General features: G+C 66.8%; 20 protein-coding genes. 2 read left to right on the top strand and 18 right to left on the bottom strand.

The genetic code is table 11. The features are described from left to right. Window positions 1–75: 75 nt before the first annotated feature. The 4 genes from OHQ90_RS13960 to OHQ90_RS13945 all read right to left on the bottom strand — a co-directional run bounded on the left by OHQ90_RS13960 (window position 76) and on the right by OHQ90_RS13945 (window position 3,401). On the bottom strand, window positions 76–906 hold the full coding sequence (locus OHQ90_RS13960) for an isoprenyl transferase (RefSeq protein WP_328410677.1): 831 nt from the start codon (window positions 904–906) through the stop codon (window positions 76–78). A gap of 137 nt (window positions 907–1,043) precedes the next feature. Beyond that, on the bottom strand, window positions 1,044–1,835 hold the full coding sequence (recO, locus tag OHQ90_RS13955; protein ID WP_328410675.1) for a DNA repair protein RecO: 792 nt from the start codon (window positions 1,833–1,835) through the stop codon (window positions 1,044–1,046). Between the two features lie 110 nt (window positions 1,836–1,945). Further along, window positions 1,946–2,548 carry a TetR/AcrR family transcriptional regulator gene (locus OHQ90_RS13950; protein WP_328410673.1) on the bottom strand — a complete coding sequence of 201 codons (603 nt, stop codon included), beginning with the start codon at window positions 2,546–2,548 and terminating at the stop codon, window positions 1,946–1,948. Next, the gene (locus tag OHQ90_RS13945; RefSeq protein ID WP_328410671.1) at window positions 2,535–3,401 is read right to left on the bottom strand and encodes an alpha/beta fold hydrolase; all 867 of its coding nucleotides are present in this window, start codon (window positions 3,399–3,401) and stop codon (window positions 2,535–2,537) included. The genes OHQ90_RS13950 and OHQ90_RS13945 overlap by 14 nt, the downstream gene beginning before the upstream one ends. 180 nt (window positions 3,402–3,581) lie before the next feature. Between OHQ90_RS13945 and OHQ90_RS13940 the strand changes: the two genes are divergently transcribed. Further along, the gene (locus OHQ90_RS13940) at window positions 3,582–5,006 is read left to right on the top strand and encodes an amidase (protein WP_328410669.1); all 1,425 of its coding nucleotides are present in this window, start codon (window positions 3,582–3,584) and stop codon (window positions 5,004–5,006) included. Between the two features lie 95 nt (window positions 5,007–5,101). On the opposite strand, the gene era is transcribed toward OHQ90_RS13940, so the two are convergent. The 10 genes from era to hrcA form a co-directional block, all read right to left on the bottom strand. Then, window positions 5,102–6,001 carry a GTPase Era gene (gene era / locus OHQ90_RS13935; protein WP_328410667.1) on the bottom strand — a complete coding sequence of 300 codons (900 nt, stop codon included), beginning with the start codon at window positions 5,999–6,001 and terminating at the stop codon, window positions 5,102–5,104. After that, window positions 5,994–6,353, bottom strand: a complete 360-nt coding sequence (locus tag OHQ90_RS13930; RefSeq protein ID WP_328410665.1) for a cytidine deaminase — start codon at window positions 6,351–6,353, stop codon at window positions 5,994–5,996. The genes era and OHQ90_RS13930 overlap by 8 nt, the downstream gene beginning before the upstream one ends. Next, entirely contained in the window at window positions 6,346–7,713 is a 1,368-nt protein-coding gene (locus OHQ90_RS13925; protein WP_328410664.1) for a hemolysin family protein, read from the bottom strand. Before OHQ90_RS13925 ends, OHQ90_RS13930 begins: the two co-directional genes overlap by 8 nt. Beyond that, entirely contained in the window at window positions 7,710–8,264 is a 555-nt protein-coding gene (gene ybeY, locus OHQ90_RS13920; protein WP_328410662.1) for an rRNA maturation RNase YbeY, read from the bottom strand. Before ybeY ends, OHQ90_RS13925 begins: the two co-directional genes overlap by 4 nt. 124 nt (window positions 8,265–8,388) lie before the next feature. Continuing rightward, window positions 8,389–9,441 (bottom strand): PhoH family protein, encoded by a 1,053-nt coding sequence (locus tag OHQ90_RS13915; RefSeq protein ID WP_328412830.1) that lies wholly within the window; start codon window positions 9,439–9,441, stop codon window positions 8,389–8,391. Between the two features lie 153 nt (window positions 9,442–9,594). After that, window positions 9,595–10,473 carry a LysR family transcriptional regulator gene (locus tag OHQ90_RS13910; RefSeq protein ID WP_328410660.1) on the bottom strand — a complete coding sequence of 293 codons (879 nt, stop codon included), beginning with the start codon at window positions 10,471–10,473 and terminating at the stop codon, window positions 9,595–9,597. A 43-nt stretch (window positions 10,474–10,516) separates the two neighbouring features. Then, entirely contained in the window at window positions 10,517–11,698 is a 1,182-nt protein-coding gene (locus OHQ90_RS13905; protein WP_328412828.1) for an RNA-guided endonuclease InsQ/TnpB family protein, read from the bottom strand. A gap of 356 nt (window positions 11,699–12,054) precedes the next feature. Next, on the bottom strand, window positions 12,055–12,795 hold the full coding sequence (locus OHQ90_RS13900) for a 16S rRNA (uracil(1498)-N(3))-methyltransferase (protein ID WP_328410658.1): 741 nt from the start codon (window positions 12,793–12,795) through the stop codon (window positions 12,055–12,057). Window positions 12,796–12,798: 3 nt separating this feature from the next. Further along, window positions 12,799–13,947, bottom strand: a complete 1,149-nt coding sequence (dnaJ, locus tag OHQ90_RS13895) for a molecular chaperone DnaJ (protein ID WP_328410656.1) — start codon at window positions 13,945–13,947, stop codon at window positions 12,799–12,801. A gap of 104 nt (window positions 13,948–14,051) precedes the next feature. Beyond that, entirely contained in the window at window positions 14,052–15,083 is a 1,032-nt protein-coding gene (hrcA, locus tag OHQ90_RS13890) for a heat-inducible transcriptional repressor HrcA (RefSeq protein WP_328410654.1), read from the bottom strand. Between the two features lie 588 nt (window positions 15,084–15,671). On the opposite strand from hrcA, the gene OHQ90_RS13885 reads away from it, so the two are divergent. Then, entirely contained in the window at window positions 15,672–16,364 is a 693-nt protein-coding gene (locus OHQ90_RS13885; protein WP_328410653.1) for a hypothetical protein, read from the top strand. Between the two features lie 47 nt (window positions 16,365–16,411). Here the strand turns inward: OHQ90_RS13885 and OHQ90_RS13880 are convergent, their stop codons facing one another. From OHQ90_RS13880 to OHQ90_RS13865, 4 genes are all read right to left on the bottom strand, one after another. Further along, window positions 16,412–17,212, bottom strand: coding sequence for an alpha/beta fold hydrolase (locus OHQ90_RS13880; RefSeq protein WP_328410651.1), 801 nt, complete (start codon window positions 17,210–17,212; stop codon window positions 16,412–16,414). A gap of 10 nt (window positions 17,213–17,222) precedes the next feature. Beyond that, window positions 17,223–17,576 carry a hypothetical protein gene (locus OHQ90_RS13875; protein WP_328410650.1) on the bottom strand — a complete coding sequence of 118 codons (354 nt, stop codon included), beginning with the start codon at window positions 17,574–17,576 and terminating at the stop codon, window positions 17,223–17,225. Between the two features lie 51 nt (window positions 17,577–17,627). Next, complete coding sequence (locus tag OHQ90_RS13870) at window positions 17,628–17,816, bottom strand: hypothetical protein (protein ID WP_328410649.1); 189 nt, start codon at window positions 17,814–17,816, stop codon at window positions 17,628–17,630. Between the two features lie 322 nt (window positions 17,817–18,138). Beyond that, a complete protein-coding gene (locus OHQ90_RS13865) occupies window positions 18,139–18,360 on the bottom strand; it encodes a hypothetical protein (protein WP_328410647.1) in 222 nt (73 codons plus the stop codon). Between the last annotated feature and the right edge of the window lie 128 nt (window positions 18,361–18,488).

Here is an 18,488-nt window from a genome sequence, read left to right as displayed (position 1 = left end):
GCCCGCGCCTGTAGCTCCTGCTCCGGGGTGACCGCTGCATCCATATCCGTGCCGCCGTTCAGTTGGTGCCGCCGTTCATTTGGTCCCACCGAAGCGGCGGTCACGCGAAGCGTACTGGAGGCATGCCTCCCACAGGTTGCGCCGGTCGAAATCGGGAAACAGGGTGTCCTGATAGACGAATTCGGCGTACGCCGACTGCCAGATGAGGAAGTTCGAACTGCGGAACTCCCCCGACGGCCGCAGGAAAAGGTCGACGTCCGGCATATCCGGCTCGTCGAGATACTTGGCGACCGTCGCCTCGGTGACCCGCTCGGGGTCGATCTCGCCCGCCGCAACGCGACGCGCGATTTCCCTTGCCGCATCGGCAATTTCGGCGCGCCCACCGTAGTTGACACACATGGTGAGGGTCATCACCGTGTTGTCCTTGGTGAGTTCCTGCGCGGTCTCCAGTTCGTTGATCACACTGCGCCACAACCGCGGCCGCCGGCCGGCCCACCGAACGCGCACGCCCATCTCGTTCATCTCGTCGCGCCTGCGGCGGATGACGTCACGATTGAAGCCCATGAGGAAGCGCACTTCCTCCGGGCTGCGCCGCCAGTTCTCGGTGGAGAAGGCGTAGGCCGACAGCCACTTCACGCCGATCTCGATGCAGCCCTCGACAGTGTCCATCAGCACCGCCTCGCCGCGCTCGTGTCCGGCGGTGCGCGGCAGCCCGCGCTCCTGCGCCCACCGCCCGTTGCCGTCCATCACCAGTGCGACGTGGGTGGGCACCAACTCCGGCGGCAACTCCGGCGGCCGCGCCCCCGAGGGGTGCTGCGACGGCGGACGGACGGTGCGCTCGGCATCGGGCCGCGCGCTGTTCGACCTGGTCCCGGAAGAGTCTCGACGGAGGATCACGGCCTCCATCCTGCCTGATGCCACCCGCGCTTCGGAACGCCCTCCACCATCGCCGGCCGGGAGGCACACCGCTGTGCCGACGGTGGCGTGGCGCACGCCATGAGGTGCCGCTCAGCCGGGGTATCCGGAGGGGCCGGGGCGGTTGATCAGCCGGTGTGGCCGGCGGCCGCGGGTTGCGGGGCCGCCCCGCCGAGCGCCTGCTGGGTCCGAGAGCGTTCGATGAGCGGCAAGGTGCGCAGCTGACGCTCGAGGTGCCACTGCAGGTGGGCCGCGACGAGACCGCTGGCTTGCCGGCGAACTCCGTCGGAGGTGGTCTCGATGTAGTCCCACTCGCCGCGGCGCAGTGCGATCAGCAGATCGAGCACTCCCGGCGCGGGGGTGGCCGCACCGGGAGGACGGCAGTGCACGCACACCGCGCCACCGGCGGCGACATGGAACGCTCGATGCGGACCGGGGGTCGCACACCGGGCGCATTCGTCCAGTGCGGGCGCCCAACCCGCGAAACCCATGGCGCGCAACAGAAATGCGTCCAGAATCAATTCGTGCGGCCGCTGTTTGGCCGCGATCGCACGCAAGGCGGCCGCGGTCAGCGCATGCAACCGCGGCGCGGGTGCGCGCTCCTCGCCGGCCAGCCGCTCGGCAGTCTCCAGCACCGCGCACGCCGTGGTGTAGCGCCCGTAGTCGTCGACGATGTCGGAGGCGAAGGCCTCCATCGTGTGCACCTGGGTGACGGTGTCGAGATTGCGTCCCGGATGCAGCTGCACGTCCACGTAGGCGAAGGGCTCCAGCCGAGCACCGAACCGCGACTTGGTCCGCCGCACGCCCTTGGCCACGGCGCGCACCAACCCGTGCTGGCGGGTCAGCAACGTGACAATGCGATCCGCCTCGCCCAGCTTGTGCTGGCGAACCACCACCGCCTCGTCCCGATACAACCGCACCCGGCCATCCTCCCACGCCCACCCGACACCCACCCTCCGACGCACCCCACCGCTTCATCCCGCCGCGCAGGACATGGTGGCGCGGCCTCTCGACGTGCGCGCGGCCTTTGCTATCCGTTCTGGATGAGGCCGGCGACCAGCAGCATCAGGGATTGCTGGGCCTGGGAGCGGGCGGCGGCTTTGTCGGCGGCGTGGGCGACGATCAGTCCGGCCTCACTGACAGCGCTGAGGATCAGTTGGGCGAGCACAGTGATCGACACGTCGGGGATCAGCCCTTCGGCGCGGGCGCGTTCCAGTTCGGAGATGATCAGTCCGAGTCCGTGGCGGGCCTCGAATTCGCGCCAGGCCTGCCAGCCGAGCACGGCGGGGGCGTCGAACAACCCGATCTGGATCATCTCGGGGCGCTGGCAGATTTCCAGAAAGACGCCGAGGCCGATCGCCATGGAGGTCATGATGTCGTCGGGGCCTACCGCGCCGATGGCGTTTTCGATCTCTGCGGTGCTCTCGATCTCCAGTTGCTCCAGCACCGCGAGGAACAGACCGCGTTTGTCGCCGTAGTGGTGGTGGAGCGCGCCGCGGGTAACGCCGGCCTCGGTGACCAGTTCCTCCGCCGAGGTAGCAGCGAAGCCGCGCTCGGCGAACAGGCGGCGGCCTGCCTGCTCGAGCGCGGCTTTCGTGGTGCGGGAGCGATCCTCCTGGCTACGGCGTGGCATGCAGCCGAGTGAACTCCAGAATCGTTTCGGCGAGCAACTCGGGCTGATCTTCCGGCAGGAAGGTGTAGGAGTCGTCGATGAGTGTCATGGTGGCGTTCGGCAGGTCATGAGCCAGGCGCTCAGCGAAGGAGACCGGGAAGAATTTGTCCTCGCGGGCCCAGGCGACCAGGACAGGAATCCGGACCGACGCGAAATGGGTGGCAGCCTCCAGTGTGTAGCGGCGGTGCACCGACGTGATGAAGCGCCGCAGATCCTTGCGGATGGCAGCGGAATTGCGGCTCGGCAGCAGATAGGAATCGACGATCTCGGGTGCCACCGGGTACTTGGCCGCCCACCCGAAGGCGATCGGCAGTCGGTGCAGTGCGCGGATGCGCATCAGCTCGGTCAACGGCCGTAGCGAGCCGGGGATGCGCGCGATCGCAGCCAGTGTGCTCAACGGCGGCGGGAAGAAGCTCTCATAGGAGTCGACGGAGGCCAGCACCACGCGGCCGATGCGGTCTGGTTTACGGGTCAGCAGGATCTGGGTGATCGCGCCGCCGGTGTCGTTGGCGACGATGGTGACGTCGGTGAGGTCGAGCTGTTCCAGGAAGGCGGCGATGAGATCGGCGACGCCGGTCGGCGTGAGGTCCGCGCCGGGGACCGGGATCGAATGCGCGCCGAGCGGCAGATCCGGACTCAAGCAGCGATGGCCCGCCGCGGCGACGGCCGGGACGACCTCCCGCCATAGATCGGCGTTGACCAGGAGTCCGTGTACGAACACGACGGGCGGCCCCTCTCCCGTGTCGTGATATCGGATGCGGCCGCCCGGCAGTTCCACCTCATGCGTGCGGCCGAGTGACGTACTGGTTCCCATGGTTCCTCCAGGTGCTCGCGGTACCGATCCACTGTTACATACATACCGTATGTATGTCTACAGATTCGCGACGAACCCCTGGGCCGGTGCGCACGTAGACCCGACAGATCGCACCGATGTGGACGGTTGACCAAATGCGCGCTACCGTGCATAGGCAGAGAATTAGGAGACGGAGCTCACATGTTCGTAGCGGACCCCACCCAATTGCCGACCGACGACCTCGGACTTGCCGACCTCGCGGCCGCGATCGCCAAGGGCACCGTCGGCTCCGTCGCGGCAGTTGGTTCGGTCCTCGATCGCATCGAAGCAAGCCAGACGACGCTCAACGCCTTTCGTCACGTGCGCCGTGCAGAGGCACTCGCCGAAGCGGCCGAAGCGGATCGGCGACTGGCCGCGGGCGAGCGCCTGCCGCTACTCGGTGTGCCGATCGCAGTGAAGGACGACACCGATATCGCCGGTATGCCGACAGCATTCGGCTGCGGTGGCGACTTCGCGCCGAAAACCGAAGACGCCGAATCGGTTCGGCGACTGCGCGCGGCCGGTGCGGTGATCGTCGGGAAGACCAACACCTGCGAACTCGGACAGTTGCCCTTCACCAGCGGCGCGGCCTTCGGCCACACCCGCAATCCGTGGAACGCCGCACACACACCTGGTGGCTCCTCCGGTGGTTCGTCTGCCGCGGTCGCCGCCGGATTGGTGCCCGCCGCACTGGGTTCCGACGGCGCGGGCTCGATTCGGATCCCCGCCTCATGGACGAATCTCGTCGGCATCAAGCCACAGCGCGGCCGGATCTCCACCTGGCCGGAGGCCGAGGCGTTCCACGGCCTCACCGTGAACGGACCGCTGGCCCGGACCGTCGGCGATGCCGCACTGCTGCTCGACCTCGCCGCAGGCCCGCATCCCGGCGACAAGCACACCCCCGCCCCCTTGCGGGTCTCGGACGCGGTCGGCCGCGATCCCGGGCGGCTGCGGATCGCGCTGTCGCTGCGAATTCCCTTCACCGCCACCAGGACTGCGCTGCACCCCGAGGTAGAGGCAGCCGTACATGGCATCGCCACCGCGCTGCGCAGGCTCGGCCACACCGTCACCGTCGCCGACCTGAACTACGGCGTCATGATCGGCGCGACGTTCCTGCCACGGTCGATGGCGGGCATCAAGGCGCGGCACGAGCAAATGCCCGGCGCCGTCGTCGACCCGCGCACCAGCGCCAACGTCCGCGTCGGTCAATTGCTCAGCGGCCCGGCCCTGTTCGCCGCCCGCCAGGCAGAACCGTTGCTGCACAAACAAATCGGCAGCTTCTTCCGTGACTTCGACGTCGTCCTGTCCCCGACCACCGCCACCCCGCCACCCCGCGCCGAAGACATCGACGGCATCGGCGTCAATGCCACCAACAACCTCATCACCGCGGCCTGCCCCTACACCTGGCCGTGGAACGTCCTCGGCTGGCCGAGCGTGAACGTCCCCGCCGGCTTCACCGACACCGGCCTGCCCGTCGGCGCCCAGCTGATGGGCACCGCGAACTCGGAGCCATTGCTCGTTTCCGTTGCCGCCCAACTGGAATCGGAACTCCGCTGGGACCGGCACCGGCCCGACCCCTGGTGGTGAACCAGCCCGCTGCGGGGTTTACCGCCGCGGTCGTGCGCCACGACCGGTCGTGACCCCACCGTGCGCCCCTGCCCACCGAGTGCGGGCGCACACCGTCAGAAGCCGAGCTTGCCGAGTTGCTTCGGATCGCGCTGCCAGTCCTTGGCCACCTTCACATGCAGGTGCAGGTAGATCCGGACGCCGAGGATGTGTTCGATCTGGTGGCGGGCATTGGTGCCCACCTCCTTCAGGCGCGCGCCGCCCTTGCCGATAACGATGGCCTTCTGGCTGGGGCGTTCGACGTAGAGCAGCGCGTGCACGTCGAGCATGTCCTCGTTCTCTTCGCGCGGGAGAACCTCTTCGATGACGACGGCAAGCGAGTGCGGCAGTTCGTCGCGGACACCCTCGAGCGCCGCCTCACGGATGAGCTCGGCCATCAGGGTTTCCTCCGGCTCGTCGGTGAGTTCACCGTCGGGGTAGAAGGCCGGGCCCTCGGGCATCTTCGAGGCGATAACGTCGACGAGGACTTCGACCTGCTCACCCTTGACGGCCGAGACCGGCACCACGTCGGCGTCCGGGCCGAGCAGTTGCGAGAGCGCCATCAGCTGCTCGGCGACCTGGTCGCGGCTCACCTTGTCGATCTTGGTGACCACGCCGAGGACGGTGGTTTTCGGCGCCATCTGCTTGATCTGCGCGACGATCCACTTGTCGCCGGGGCCGATCTTCTCATCCGCCGGGATACACAGCGCGATGACATCGACCTCGGAATAGGTGTCGCGCACCAGGTCGTTCAGTCGCTGGCCGAGCAGTGTGCGGGGACGGTGCAACCCGGGCGTATCGACCAGGATCAGCTGGGCGTGCTCGCGGTGCACGATGCCGCGGATGGTGTGCCTGGTGGTTTGCGGACGCGAGGAGGTGATCGCGATCTTCGAACCGACCAGCGCATTGGTCAGCGTCGACTTGCCGGTATTCGGTCGACCGACGAAACAGACGAAACCGGAACGGAATTCAGCCACCGTGCACCTCGGTGGCCGCAGCGTCGTCGACGATGTCGAAGACCGCACCGTCACGATCGGTGAAGACGATCCGCGCCTCGGCGGACACTTCCCGAACCGCCGAGACTCCGGCGTCGGAGAACCGGCCGCCGACAACCACCGCCGCCTCGAATCCCTCCGCGCCACTGGAGATCGCGGCGGCCACCGCGGCCTGCAGCGCGGTCAAGCGCAGCGATTGCAGTGCGACCTCGCCCGCCGCATAGGTCCGGCCGTCGGTGTCGCGGATCGCCGCACCCGCACCACCACCGGTGCGGCCCAACGCGCCTCGCGCAAGAACCACGAGTTTGGTGTCCTCGGCATCCAATTCAGTCATCGCTGTCTCCATCCTGGTCCCGATCGGGCACGGTCTCCCGCTCCGATCCATTGGCTCTGCGTTTGCCGTTCGATTTCTCGGACTCGGCGTGGTCGCTGCGTGATTTCTCGAGTGCCCTGCGCACCACGATGGTGTTCACCCGCACTCGACCGCGGGCATCCGGGCCGCCTTCACCGCACAGCATCAGGCCGTGCACGACGACCTTCGAACCGGGCAGCGGTACCCTGCCGAGCGCGTGCGCGAGCAGACCGCCGACGGTGTCGACGTCCTCCTCCTCGATCTCCATGCCGTAGATCTCGGCGAGGTCGTCCACCGACAGCCGGGCCGACACCCGGTACCGGCCGTCGCCGAGATCTTCGATGGGCGGGGTCTCGTCGGTGTCGTACTCGTCGGCGATCTCGCCGACGATCTCCTCCAGCACGTCCTCGATGGTCACCAACCCGGCGATGCCGCCGTATTCGTCGACCAGGAGCGCCATATGGTTGCGCCTGCGCTGCATCTCGTCCAGCAGGCTGTCGAGCGGCTTGGAGTCGGGCATGAAGACGGCCGTGCGCATCACCTCGCGCACCTGCACCTTCTTGCTCCGATCCGCGTACGGCACAAGGTCTTTCAGATAGACGACGCCCAGAATATCGTCGACGTTCTCGCCGACCACCGGAACCCTGGAGTGGCCACTGCGCACCGCGAGCGACATCGCTTGGGCCGCGGTCTTATCGGCCTCGATCCAGACCATCTCGGTGCGCGGCACCATGACCGCACGAGCCGGGGTGTCGCCGAGTTCGAAGACCGACTGGATCATCCGGCGCTCGTCGTCGGCCACCACGCCGCGCTCGGAGGCCATCTCGACCACCTCACGCAGTTCGATCTCGGAGGCGAAGGGCCCGTTGCGAAATCCCTTACCCGGCGTAATCGCATTACCGATCAGAATCAGCAACCTGCTCACCGGGCCGAGCAGCGCGCCGATGAACTGCAAGGGCACCGCGGCCGCCAAGGCAATGGAGTACGCGTGCTGGCGACCGAGGGTGCGCGGGCCGACCCCGATCACGACATAGTCGATGAGCACCATGACGGCGGCGGTGAACAGCAGCGCCCAATCGTCGTCCCAGAGCGGGATCAGCGCCGCCGCGAGCAGCACCGTCGCACTGATCTCGCACAGGATGCGCAGCAGCACAAGGAGATTCACGTACCGAGGCCGGTCGGACACGATCCGGCTCAGCCGGACGGCGCCGGCCCGTTCGATACGGACCATATCGTCGAGACGAGCGGGTGAGACGGTATTCAATGCCGCATCCACCGCGGCGAACACGCCGCCCACCGGGACCAGCAGGACTGCCAACAAGATGAGGGCCAGCGAATTCACGCGGGGCCCAGCGCGTCACCCGGTGTAGTGAAACCCGCCTTCCCCAGCAACCTGGCGTCGCGGGCGGCGAGTTCGGCGCGGCGTTGCTCCTCGCGCAAGCTCTCGTACCACTCTTCGAGCAGCCGGGCCTGCAGCGCGAACATCTCTTTCTCCTCCTCCGGCTCGGCATGGTCGTAGCCGAGGAGGTGGAGCACGCCGTGCACCGTGAGCAGCGCTAGTTCGTGGTCGAGCGAATGGCCTGCCTTGCGAGCCTGGCCCGCCGCGAACTCGGGGCACAACACGATGTCGCCGAGCATCGAGGGGCCGGGTTCGGGGCTGTCGGGCCGTCCACCCGGCTCCAGCTCGTCCATCGGGAACGACATCACGTCGGTCGGACCGGGTAGGTCCATCCAGCGCATGTGCAGGTCCGCCATGGTGTCGAGATCGACGAGCACCATCGACAGCTCGGCCGCCGGATGCACGTCCATTTGGGTGATGGCAAAGCGCGCGACACTGACGAGCTCTTCTTCGGGCACGTCCATACCCGATTCGTTGGCGATCTCGATACTCACCCGATAAGACTACGGCCCGACGGTCGTGCCGTCGGACCGGAGGCAGGGTGGCGCTTGGAAATCACCGCGGGACACGACAGGCCGACGCCGCCTCATCGAGGTGGCGTCGGCCTTCCTGCGCTGACTATCGCCGATCGTTGCGACCCGCGGCGCGGCGCTGTGCCCGGTTGCCCGCATAGTGCGGAGCGACCTGTGGCCTGTTCTCTTCCTCGAACCGGCCGTAGGCGTCCACGATATCCGCGACCAGCCGATGTCGCACCACGTCGCTGCTGGTAAGCGTGGCGAAGTGGATGTCGTCGATCTCGGTGAGGATTTCGCTGGCCATCCGCAGGCCGGACCGCGCGCCGCCCGGCAGGTCGACCTGGGTGACGTCACCGGTCACCACGATCTTCGAGCCGAAGCCGAGGCGGGTGAGGAACATCTTCATCTGCTCGGCCGTGGTGTTCTGCGCCTCGTCCAGAATGATGAATGCGTCATTGAGGGTTCTACCACGCATGTATGCGAGCGGGGCTACCTCGATGACACCGGCCGCCATCAGCTTCGGAATGGCTTCCGGATCCATCATGTCGTGCAGCGCGTCGTAGAGCGGGCGCAGGTACGGGTCGATCTTCTCGTTGAGCGTGCCGGGCAGGAATCCGAGACGCTCGCCCGCCTCCACCGCGGGACGGGTGAGAATAATGCGGGTGACCTGCTTGGTCTGCAATGCCTGCACGGCTTTGGCCATCGCCAGATACGTCTTGCCGGTGCCCGCGGGACCGATGCCGAACACGACGGTGTTGGCGTCGATCGCATCGACATAGCGCTTCTGGTTGAGTGTCTTGGGCCGAATGGTCTTGCCGCGCCGGGACAGGATATCCAGGCTCAGCACCTCCGCGGGCGACTCCGAGGCGCCCTCGGTGAGCATCGAGAAGGTGTGCCGGACCGCCTCCGGTGTCACCACTCGATTACGCCCGGTCAGCGCGACGAGCTGTTCGATGACCCGTTCGGCGAGCGCGACATCGGGCGCCTTGCCGGTGAGGGTCACGGAGTTGCCGCGTACGTGAATGTCCGCATCCAGCAGCCGCTCGAGTTCACGCAGGTTCTGATCAGCCGAACCGAGGAACGGGAACACGGATTCTGGAGCGAGTTCGATGCTGGAACGCACGGTCCGTGCTGCGGGACCCGTACCGGCACCGATGCCTGCCGTGGGTGTGGATGGGTCGCCGATCTCGCCTTGTGTTCTCAAAAGTGGCTACCGCCTGCTTTCCGGTCTCGACTGCCTTGATGATGAAAGTTTAACGCGCCCCACTGACAACACACAGTGAATAAGTCGCTACCGCAGGGCACCCGATTACCGCCGCGGTAACTGGATTCCCCGCCTGCGCACCGCCCAATCCTCGGCGAAATCACGGAACCGTCGCACCGCGTCCGAGGACGGACCCGCCGCAGACCAGATCAGCCCGACATCCCGGGCCGAACCCGCATCGGCCAGCGGCAGCGTGACCAGTCCTGGCAGCGGGGCCGGATCTTCGAGCGGAACCACCGCGACACCGAGGCCCGCCGCCACCAAACCCGCAACGGTGACGAGATCGCCCGATTCGAATGCGATGCGGGGACGGATATCCGCTGCGGCGCACATTTCGTCGAAGATCCGGCGCATACCGAAGCCAGGATGCATCGTGATGAATTCCGCGTCGGCGACGTCGGCGAGCCGGATCTGGCGCCGCACGGCCAACCGGTGGTCGGCAGGTACGGCCAGCACCAGCGGTTGATGCAGCAGGCTGCGCCAGCCGATGCCCGTCTCGGTCGGCCGCGGGGAGACGATGCCGAGATCGGCTTCCCCGTCGAGCACGTGCGCGGTCACCACTTCGGCGGCCGCCTGGCGCAGGGTGACGGTGATGCGGCCGGAACCGCGGCGGAAACCACCAACGAGCTGCGGCACCAACCAGCCGCCGAAAGAATGCAGAAAAGAAAGTCGCACAACACCTTTGGCTGGATTGGCCAGATCGGCAATGGCGTGTGCCGCGGCATCCAGTTCGGCTCGTGCGCGGCGCGCGTGCTCGTAATAGATTCGACCGAAATCGTTGAGCGCGATGCGTTTTCCGTTGCGGTCGAATAATTCCACACCCAGCCTGCGTTCGAGTCGGCCGAGCATGCGCGACAGCGTGGGTTGGGCGATGTGCAGTCGCTCGGCGGCAGCGCCTACCTGCTCCAATTCGGCGAGTGTCATCAACTACCCGGTCCTGAAGGACTCGGGTTTGCTGCTCACTTCTCTAGCTGGCTGCCAGAGGAGTGGCTGCCTTAGGCACGGTTGATTGGGCGGCCCGATAGTTCTTGTGTCCGAGTGCGGCAATGTTGAGCGCGGCATTTTGGTCGGCGTGACCACTCCACCCACAACTACGGCACCGGAACAGTGCTTGGCTGGGTCTGTTCGCTGTGGCGCAGGACCCGCAGCGGTGACAAGTTCTGCTGGTGTTGCGCGGATTGATCATCACCACGGGCAGTCCTGCGGCTTGCGCCTTGTAGGTGATCTGGTCACGCAGCTGCGCGAACGCCCACGAATGTAATTGCTGCCGCTGCCTCCGAGCCAGCCGTACCCGGTCCCGGATTCCCGATAGGTCTTCTACCGCGATTCCCTGACCGGTGCGTTGCGCTTGCGCGACAATCATTTTGGAGAGTTGATGATTGATATCGGTGACGTAACGAGTTTCCTTCCTGCGCCGGGTCTTCAGTTTCCGTTTCGCGGACTTGGACCCCACCCTCTGCAAGGCGCACCGCAAGGTTTGGTTCCTCTTCCTGCGTGCGGTGACCGCGCCACCAGACCACCGAACATCCAAGTCGGTGGGGTCATCCGCGGTGGTCACCGCCAGGTTCACGATCCCCAGATCCACCCCTAACCACCCGCTGGGGTCATCCGCCGGGATCAGCGGCGGTGGGGTGTCGGTGTCGACGGTGGCGTGCAGGTAGAAGTGACCGTCGCGGAACACTAAATCCGACTCACCCTTACGGGCAGTGAGCAGTTTCAACTGCCATGGCGCGCAAACGAATCCAACACCTCGCAGCCGCCCTGCCGTGGTCCAGACCGACACCGTCGACTGATCGATCTGCCACGACAGACACCGGTCATCGAACGGTTGACCCGCGTGCTGGCGGAACATGATCGGTTTCCCGACTATTTTCGTATATCGTTTCGATCCCGGTGGGCCGTAGTTCCCGTTGGTCAAGTTCGCTTGCCTGGTCGTATACGCGTCGGCGACCTTCTTGATGACTCGGATCGCGGGTTGCGCGGACAACCCGGACGCTTTGAGGTGGGCGTACACGTGTTTTTGTAGTGCGAATGGTCGACGATCGGTGGCGGTGTGCGCGTACTGCGCAACCGTGTTCGCCCCCGCGTTACACAACGCCAGTGTCGCTTTCAACGCCGCATGTTGCTCCGGGGTGGGAGCGAGCTTCACGACAACGACCCGCTTCACAAGCCGCCCCTTCCCTGTCCGATACCCGCTGCGAACAGATCATGACAGGGGGGTGCGACATAGATGATGCTGGAGGAAGCCGCGAGGTGAGATCAACGGAACCGGGGAACCTGACTCGCCGTCATGGCAATCCTGAACGTCAGGACGAGCCACAACCGCAGTGCCCGGCACCGCAACCTCGCACGAGCGCATGGATCACCACCGCGTTGTTCGCCGCGGGACTGACCACTCTTGCGTCGATGTACAGCGCCCTAGCCTTGTTGCCGAGCCTATCCAGCGCGTTCGGGGTGGGATAGGCGCCATCGGACCGCGAGAACATCCGCTGGACGACAGCGGGGCTACCAGCGGGAGGTTAGTGCACCTAAGGCACCGAGGGCGACGACGGCGGCGGTGGAGGTGCGCAACACGGTGGGGCCGAGCAGGGCTACCTCGGCTCCGGCTGCGGCGAATGCGGTGAGTTCGGAGTCGGCAAGCCCCCCTTCTGGGCCGACGATCAGCATGATCGCGGTGGACTCGGCGAAGGGCAGCTCGGCGAAGCGGGCGGCACCGGATTCGTGCAGTGCTACCACGATTCCGCCGTCCGCGTCGACCGCACGGATCGCGTCGAGCAGGTCGCGGGTGCGGTGGAGGTCGGCGACCTCGGGGATGTAGGCGCGACGGGATTGGCGGGCGGCCGTGCGGGCGGCGGCGCGCCATTTGTCGACGGCCTTGCCCGCCTTGCCTTCCCAATTGGCGATGCAGCGAGCTGCCTGCCACGGGATGATCGTGTCGGCGCCCGCTTCGGTCATCAGCTCGACAGCCAGCTCCGAGCGGTCCGACTTCGGCAGTGCCTGCACGACGGTCACCCGCGGTGTCGCCGGTGTGGCGAGCACGCGGTTGTGGACCATCAGCTCGAGTCGATCTTTCTGCGCCGCGACGACTTCCGATTCGGCGAGCAGGCCGCGACCATCGGAGAGAGTGATCGGCTCGCCGACCCTGGTCCGGCGCACCGTCGCGGCGTGCCGTCCCTCTGGGCCGTCGAGGACCGCGATGGAACCCGGCTCCGGGATGTCGTCGAGGTAGAAGACCGTGGCGGCCAACGACTATCGCCCGCTGAAAGACGCCCGCAACCGGGCGAACAGGCCGCTGTTGTGCTCGGACTGGGCCGACATCACCTCGGCGCGCTCCCGCTCCCGGGTGCCCTTGTACTTGCGCAGCAGATCGGTCTGCTTGGCGTCGAGCTTGGTCGGCACCACGATGTCCAGGTGCGCGAGCAGGTCGCCGCGCGCGCCGGAACGAAGGCGGGGCATCCCGTGGCCGCGCAGCACCGAGATCTCGCCGGGCTGGGTGCCTGCCGGGATGGTGAGCTCGGTGGGGCCGTCCAGAATGGTGTCGATGACCACGGTGGTCCCGAGCGCGGCGTCGACCATCGGGAGCCGGACGGTGCAGTGCAGGTCGTCGCCGTCGCGGACGAAGACATCGTGCGGCTGCTCGACGATCTCCACATACAGGTCACCCGCATGCCCGCCACCGGGGCCGACCTCGCCCTGCGCGGCCAACCGCACCCGCATACCGTTGGCGACACCGGCCGGAATCGGCGCGGCGATTTCGCGCCGCGCCCGCACGCGGCCGTCACCGCCACACTTGTGGCACGGGTCGGGGATCGTCTCGCCCGCACCGCGACAGGTCGGGCACGGACGCGAGGTCAGTACCTGACCGAGGAACGAGCGCTGGACCGACTGCACTTCACCCGCACCGCCACAGGTTTCGCAGCGCACCGGCTTGGAATTGCCGTTGGTGCCCGAACCGGTGCACACATCGCACAGGATGGCGGTGTCGACCGTCAGATGCTTGGTGACACCGACCGCACATTCGGCCAGGCTCAACCTGGTGCGCAGCAGTGAGTCGGCGCCGGGCTGCACGCGGCCGCGCGGTTTGCGGGTGGCGCCGGTGCCGCTCATTCCACCGAAGAACGCCTCGAACACGTCGCCGAGACCACCGAAACCGGCGCCGGAATAACCCGCGCCGCCACCGGATTCGAGCGGGTCACCGCCCATGTCGACGATGCGCCGCTTCTCGGCGTCCGACAGCACCTCGTAGGCCGCGGACACTTCCTTGAACTTGGCCTGCGCTACCTCGTCTGGGTTGACGTCGGGATGCAGTTCGCGCGCCAGCTTGCGGTAGGCGCGTTTGATTTCCTGGTCGGTCGCGTTCTTCGCAACACCGAGCAGTCCGTAGTAGTCCCGTGCCACTTGAGTTCTCTAGTCCTTGGTCGCAACAGCATTAGTCGGATGCACTCAACTTTATCCGGCCGAAAGTTCGAGGGTAGCAGCGACGTCGGCAGGCGCCGCTCCTCTCAGCGCTCGGCGAGCACCTCACCGATATACCGGGCAACGGCCGCGACCGAGGCGATCGTTCCTGGGTAGTCCATGCGCGTCGGACCGAGCACACCCATGCCGCCGAGCACCGCGCCCGCCGCACCATAGCCGGTCGACACTACCGAGGTCCCCCGCATCTGCTCGACCTGGGTCTCCTCACCGATGCGCACCGTCACGGTACCGGGGTGCTGCGCGGCGGCCAGCAGCTTGAGCACGATCACCTGCTCTTCGAGTGCCTCCAGCACCGCGCGCAACGAGCCGGGGAAGCCGAAGTCGGCGGCATTGCGGGTCAGGTTGGCGGTGCCGCCGAGAACCAGGCGCTCTTCCGGATGTTCCACCAGCGTCTCGACCAGCACGGTCGACACGCGCACCAGCACATCGCGCAGCCGCTGCGGAGCCCGCTCGGGCAGTTCGGCGACCGCCGCCGAGGCCACGGCCAGGCGCTTGCCGTCCATCGCGCCGCCGAGCATGCCGCGCAATGCGGCCAGGTCGTCGTCGCCGATGAGCGCGCCGAGTTCCACCAGACGCTGGTCGACGCGACCGGTGTCGGTGATCACGACCAGCAGCAGCCGGGCCGGATTCAGCGCGACGACCTCGATGTGACGCACCGTGGACGCGGACACCGTCGGATACTGCACCACCGCGACCTGCCTGGTCAGCTGGGCCAGCAGGCGCACACCACGGCGCAGCACGTCGTCGAGGTCGACCCCCGATTCCAGGAAGTCCATGATCGCCCTGCGTTCGGCTCCCGACAGCGGCTTCACCTCGGAGATCCGGTCGACGAACTGCCGGTAGCCCTTGTCGGTGGGAATGCGGCCCGAGCTGGTGTGCGGCTGCGTGATGTAGCCCTCGGCCTCCAGCACCGCCATATCGTTGCGGACCGTGGCGCTGGACACACCCAGGTTGTGCCGTTCCACCAGGGTCTTCGACCCGATCGGCTCCTTGGTCGCGACATAATCCGCGACGATCGCGCGCAGGACCTCGAAGCGCCGATCCTCGGTGCTCGACATCGACCCCACCTCCTCGCTTCGTCTACGGGTACGCCCCGCACTGATGGCGCAGCCGGAATTCCGGTTCGCTATTCACCCAGTCTAATTGCCGGGCCACCGACCGCTCGTTCACGCACCTGGGGATGCCGGTCGAGCTCGGCCGATGCACCGACCTCCAGCGGTACACGGCCGACGAATCGTCTTTCGACGGAAGCCATACGGCTGATAGGGTGCCCGACATCGTTCGCAGGCACGATGATCAGCAGGGGGGATCCTGATTTTGCTCCACGCGCGCGGTCGAACGCCGCCCGTGAACCGACCGCCGGTGTACCGAGAGCTGCGGTGATCCCGTGCCGGCGGCACGGGCGTTGTGATGGCAACCGACGGCGCGATGACCGGAACAACTGCGCGCCCATCGAAGCCGGCCGCGGCTCGGTCCCCGAGCTGGCGGCTCGCACCCGCGAGACGCATCCGCGCTCGACTTCGGCATCGCCGTCTCCAGGTCCCTGGAACTCGACGAAGAAACCACGCGCGGCCCATGGCCGACATCGCGGGCACCGGCAGCCCGATCGCTACTGACACAGCCGGATTCGAGACAGAGGTAGAGCTATGAGCAATCCCCTTGGTGAACAACAGAATTGGCAACCGAGCAGACCAGGCCCGCAGCCACACCAGCCGTATGCGCAGCCACTCCAGCAGCACCCGGCGCAGCAGCATCAGCTCACAGTGCAGCAACATCAGCCCCCGGCCGACTTCGGCCGGTATCAAGCCAGCACGACGCCGACGTATCAGAGCACTCCCCTGCCCGCCGACTTCGTCATTCCACACGGCGCAACCCCACAGTCGCCGATCCCGCAGTATCAGCCGGAGCCCGGCCAGACGGGGATCGTGGTGGAAACCTCGTACTTCCCGTGGACCTTCCCGTACGTGTTCCTACTCGCGCTCACGGGGCCGACGATTCTGGTCAATGGTCAGGTAGTGCCCGAAACACGATGGGGCACTACGCATATTCCCGTCCCGCCCGGCCTGCACCACGTGCGGGTGTATTTGCGTAAATCACGAAGGGCCATGCTGTTGGGCGTCGCCCCGATGGGGCGCGATTTCGGTTTCGCAGACGCGATGATCCCGGTAGCCACAGGTCACCGCACAAGCACCCACTACCGCGGGCCCATTGTGCCGATCCTGAACGGCGCACTCGCACCACAGCAGCCGAAATCGCCGGGTAGGACGTGGTACCTCATCGTGTGGGCCATCGTCCTCGTTCCCGTCGTGCTCGCCATCGTCGCCAACTTCACGAACTGACGCCGAGTGGCACACCCCCCGGGGTGGTGTGCCACTCGTGCGCCGGATCAGTGCGCGGCGGTTTCGACCAAGGCCGCCACCTCGGCGGGGTGGGAGACCAGAGACGCGTGGGATGAGTCGATTTCACGGGTCTGCGCGCCCATGCGGTCGGCCATGAATCGTTGGGACGCAGGCGGAATGATGCGATCGGCGCCGGAGACCAGATACCAGCTCGGCGTCGATGCCCAGGACGGCGCACCCGACGGTTCGAGATTCGCGACAATGGCGATCGAGCGCTGGTGGGCGAACATGTCGGCAGCGGTCGCGTCGCTGACGTCTTGGGCGAAGACCTCGTGGAAGCTACCGGGCGCGACGTATCCATCTATGTTCTTGCCCGCGACGCCCTTGGGGTCGTCGACGACCGCGACCTGCAGCACCGGCGGCAGCAATCGGCTGCCGGGGAAGCGGATCGGGTCCAGCTCGGCTTGGGCGATCTCCGACTGCACCGGAGCGAAGGCCGCGATATAGACCAGCGATTCGACCTTGGGGTCGTGCACGTTGCTGATGACGAACCCGCCGTACGAATGCCCAACGAGCACAACAGGTCCCGAGATGGTATCCAGCGTCCGCTGCACGGCCGCGGCATCGTTGGCCGGGCCGCGCAGCGGGTTGTCCGGTGTCACCACCCGGTAGCCATCAGCGCGCAGCAGAGCCGCGACACCGTCCCAGCTCGTCGCGTCGGCGAACGCGCCGTGCACGAGCACGATCGTCGGCTGGTGCTCGGCAGTTGCGGGCGCGGCCGCCACGACGGGCGTCAGAGCGAGAGTCAGCGCGACCAGGCAGGCGCGCACGCTACGAATGATGGTCATCAGTCCCTACCTATCCGTTCTTGATGAAGTCGAGCAGGTCGGTATTGAAGAAGGTCGTTTCGAAGTCTCCACACAATCCGTGCGGCGCATCAGGATAGGTCGGCGGCCGACCGTTGAGCGGTAGCCGCGCCGACTTCGCACCCCACCGCGATCGGCACGACCTGGTCGTTTCACCGAGTGCGACCAGCACCGAACCTGGATGCCCCGCAAATCCCCGGGCAAGGCCTGCTTGGAACAACGGCAGCGCGGGCGCGGGGATGGCATACCTGGCGCGGCGGCGTGCCTGCATGTGCCGCTCGACCAGCTCGGGCTGCCGGTCGAGATGATTCGCCGGGCCGCACCGCACGTCCAGGACAGCCCGCACTACCGGTTGGTCGCCAGCCACATCGCCCGCTGACCCGCGATGCCGATTCGCTCAGTGACGATCCCGCCGCACCGCTATCGGGCTGCGCCAGTATCGAACTCGTTCGCGGGTTGTTGTTGTGCCGGCGGCTCCGGCCGTGACGGTGGCGTTGTCCCCGCCGAGATCATGCTGAGCCGGATCCGAGCGTACGTGCGCCGCAACCTCACCGACCCCCACCGCAGCGCCGAACAGATCGCTCACGCGCACAACGTCTCGGTGCGGCACCTGTACAAATCTGCGCGAGCGCCGAGTACAGCCTCGAACAGTGGATCATCAGCCAGCGGCTCGATCAGGTGCCCACCGAACTCGCTCGCGCGGACAGCAGACACCGATCAATCGCGATGGTCGCGCGCCGCTGGGGTTTCCGCGATCCGTCGCATTTTCGCGCGACGCTTCCGCGCTGCCTTCGGCATGTCACCCCGCGAGTGGCGCCGGACAGCACCGGAAGAAGCCATCCGCTGACCGCTCCGCGTGGAACGGGACACTCTACTTCGACCGTGTCCCGTTCGCGGCGCGGGTGGAACTACAGCTCAGGGCCGGTGGTGACCCTGGCGAGCTTGCCGGCGAGGGCATCCAGACCGAGCATCGCCAGGAGGGACACGCAGTCCTCGGCGTTCTCGGAATGGCTGGCGACCGTCCTGGCCGCGATCGCGCTCTGTCGCGCGGTTTCTGCTTTTTCTGCGGCCCGCGCCTCCGCGAAGTCGCTTTGTTCGTGAATCAGAGTGATGTGTCGTGCCGGGGGCATAAGACTCCTTGGGTTACTTCGGAGCCTACGCGGGTTGACCGAACCGTGATAGTGCAACCATCGCAACACGCCCGCGATCGGCAACAGATAGGCAGCGTCGGGCGCTCGGGCCGGCCGACGACCACGCG

It is taken from the genome of Nocardia sp. NBC_00403 (assembly GCF_036046055.1).
GTDB lineage: Bacteria > Actinomycetota > Actinomycetes > Mycobacteriales > Mycobacteriaceae > Nocardia.
This window is presented reverse-complemented; position numbering and strand designations above follow the sequence as displayed.

Coding starts and splice junctions, on each gene's coding strand:
- OHQ90_RS13960 (WP_328410677.1), bottom strand. CDS start 906: ATGGAGGCCGTGATCCTCCGTCGAGACTCTTCCGGGACCAGGTCGAAC.
- OHQ90_RS13950 (WP_328410673.1), bottom strand. CDS start 2,548: ATGCCACGCCGTAGCCAGGAGGATCGCTCCCGCACCACGAAAGCCGCG.
- OHQ90_RS13945 (WP_328410671.1), bottom strand. CDS start 3,401: ATGGGAACCAGTACGTCACTCGGCCGCACGCATGAGGTGGAACTGCCG.
- OHQ90_RS13940 (WP_328410669.1), top strand. CDS start 3,582: ATGTTCGTAGCGGACCCCACCCAATTGCCGACCGACGACCTCGGACTT.
- OHQ90_RS13930 (WP_328410665.1), bottom strand. CDS start 6,353: ATGACTGAATTGGATGCCGAGGACACCAAACTCGTGGTTCTTGCGCGA.
- OHQ90_RS13910 (WP_328410660.1), bottom strand. CDS start 10,473: ATGACACTCGCCGAATTGGAGCAGGTAGGCGCTGCCGCCGAGCGACTG.
- hrcA (WP_328410654.1), bottom strand. CDS start 15,083: ATGTCGAGCACCGAGGATCGGCGCTTCGAGGTCCTGCGCGCGATCGTC.
- OHQ90_RS13885 (WP_328410653.1), top strand. CDS start 15,672: ATGAGCAATCCCCTTGGTGAACAACAGAATTGGCAACCGAGCAGACCA.
- OHQ90_RS13880 (WP_328410651.1), bottom strand. CDS start 17,212: ATGACCATCATTCGTAGCGTGCGCGCCTGCCTGGTCGCGCTGACTCTC.
- OHQ90_RS13865 (WP_328410647.1), bottom strand. CDS start 18,360: ATGCCCCCGGCACGACACATCACTCTGATTCACGAACAAAGCGACTTC.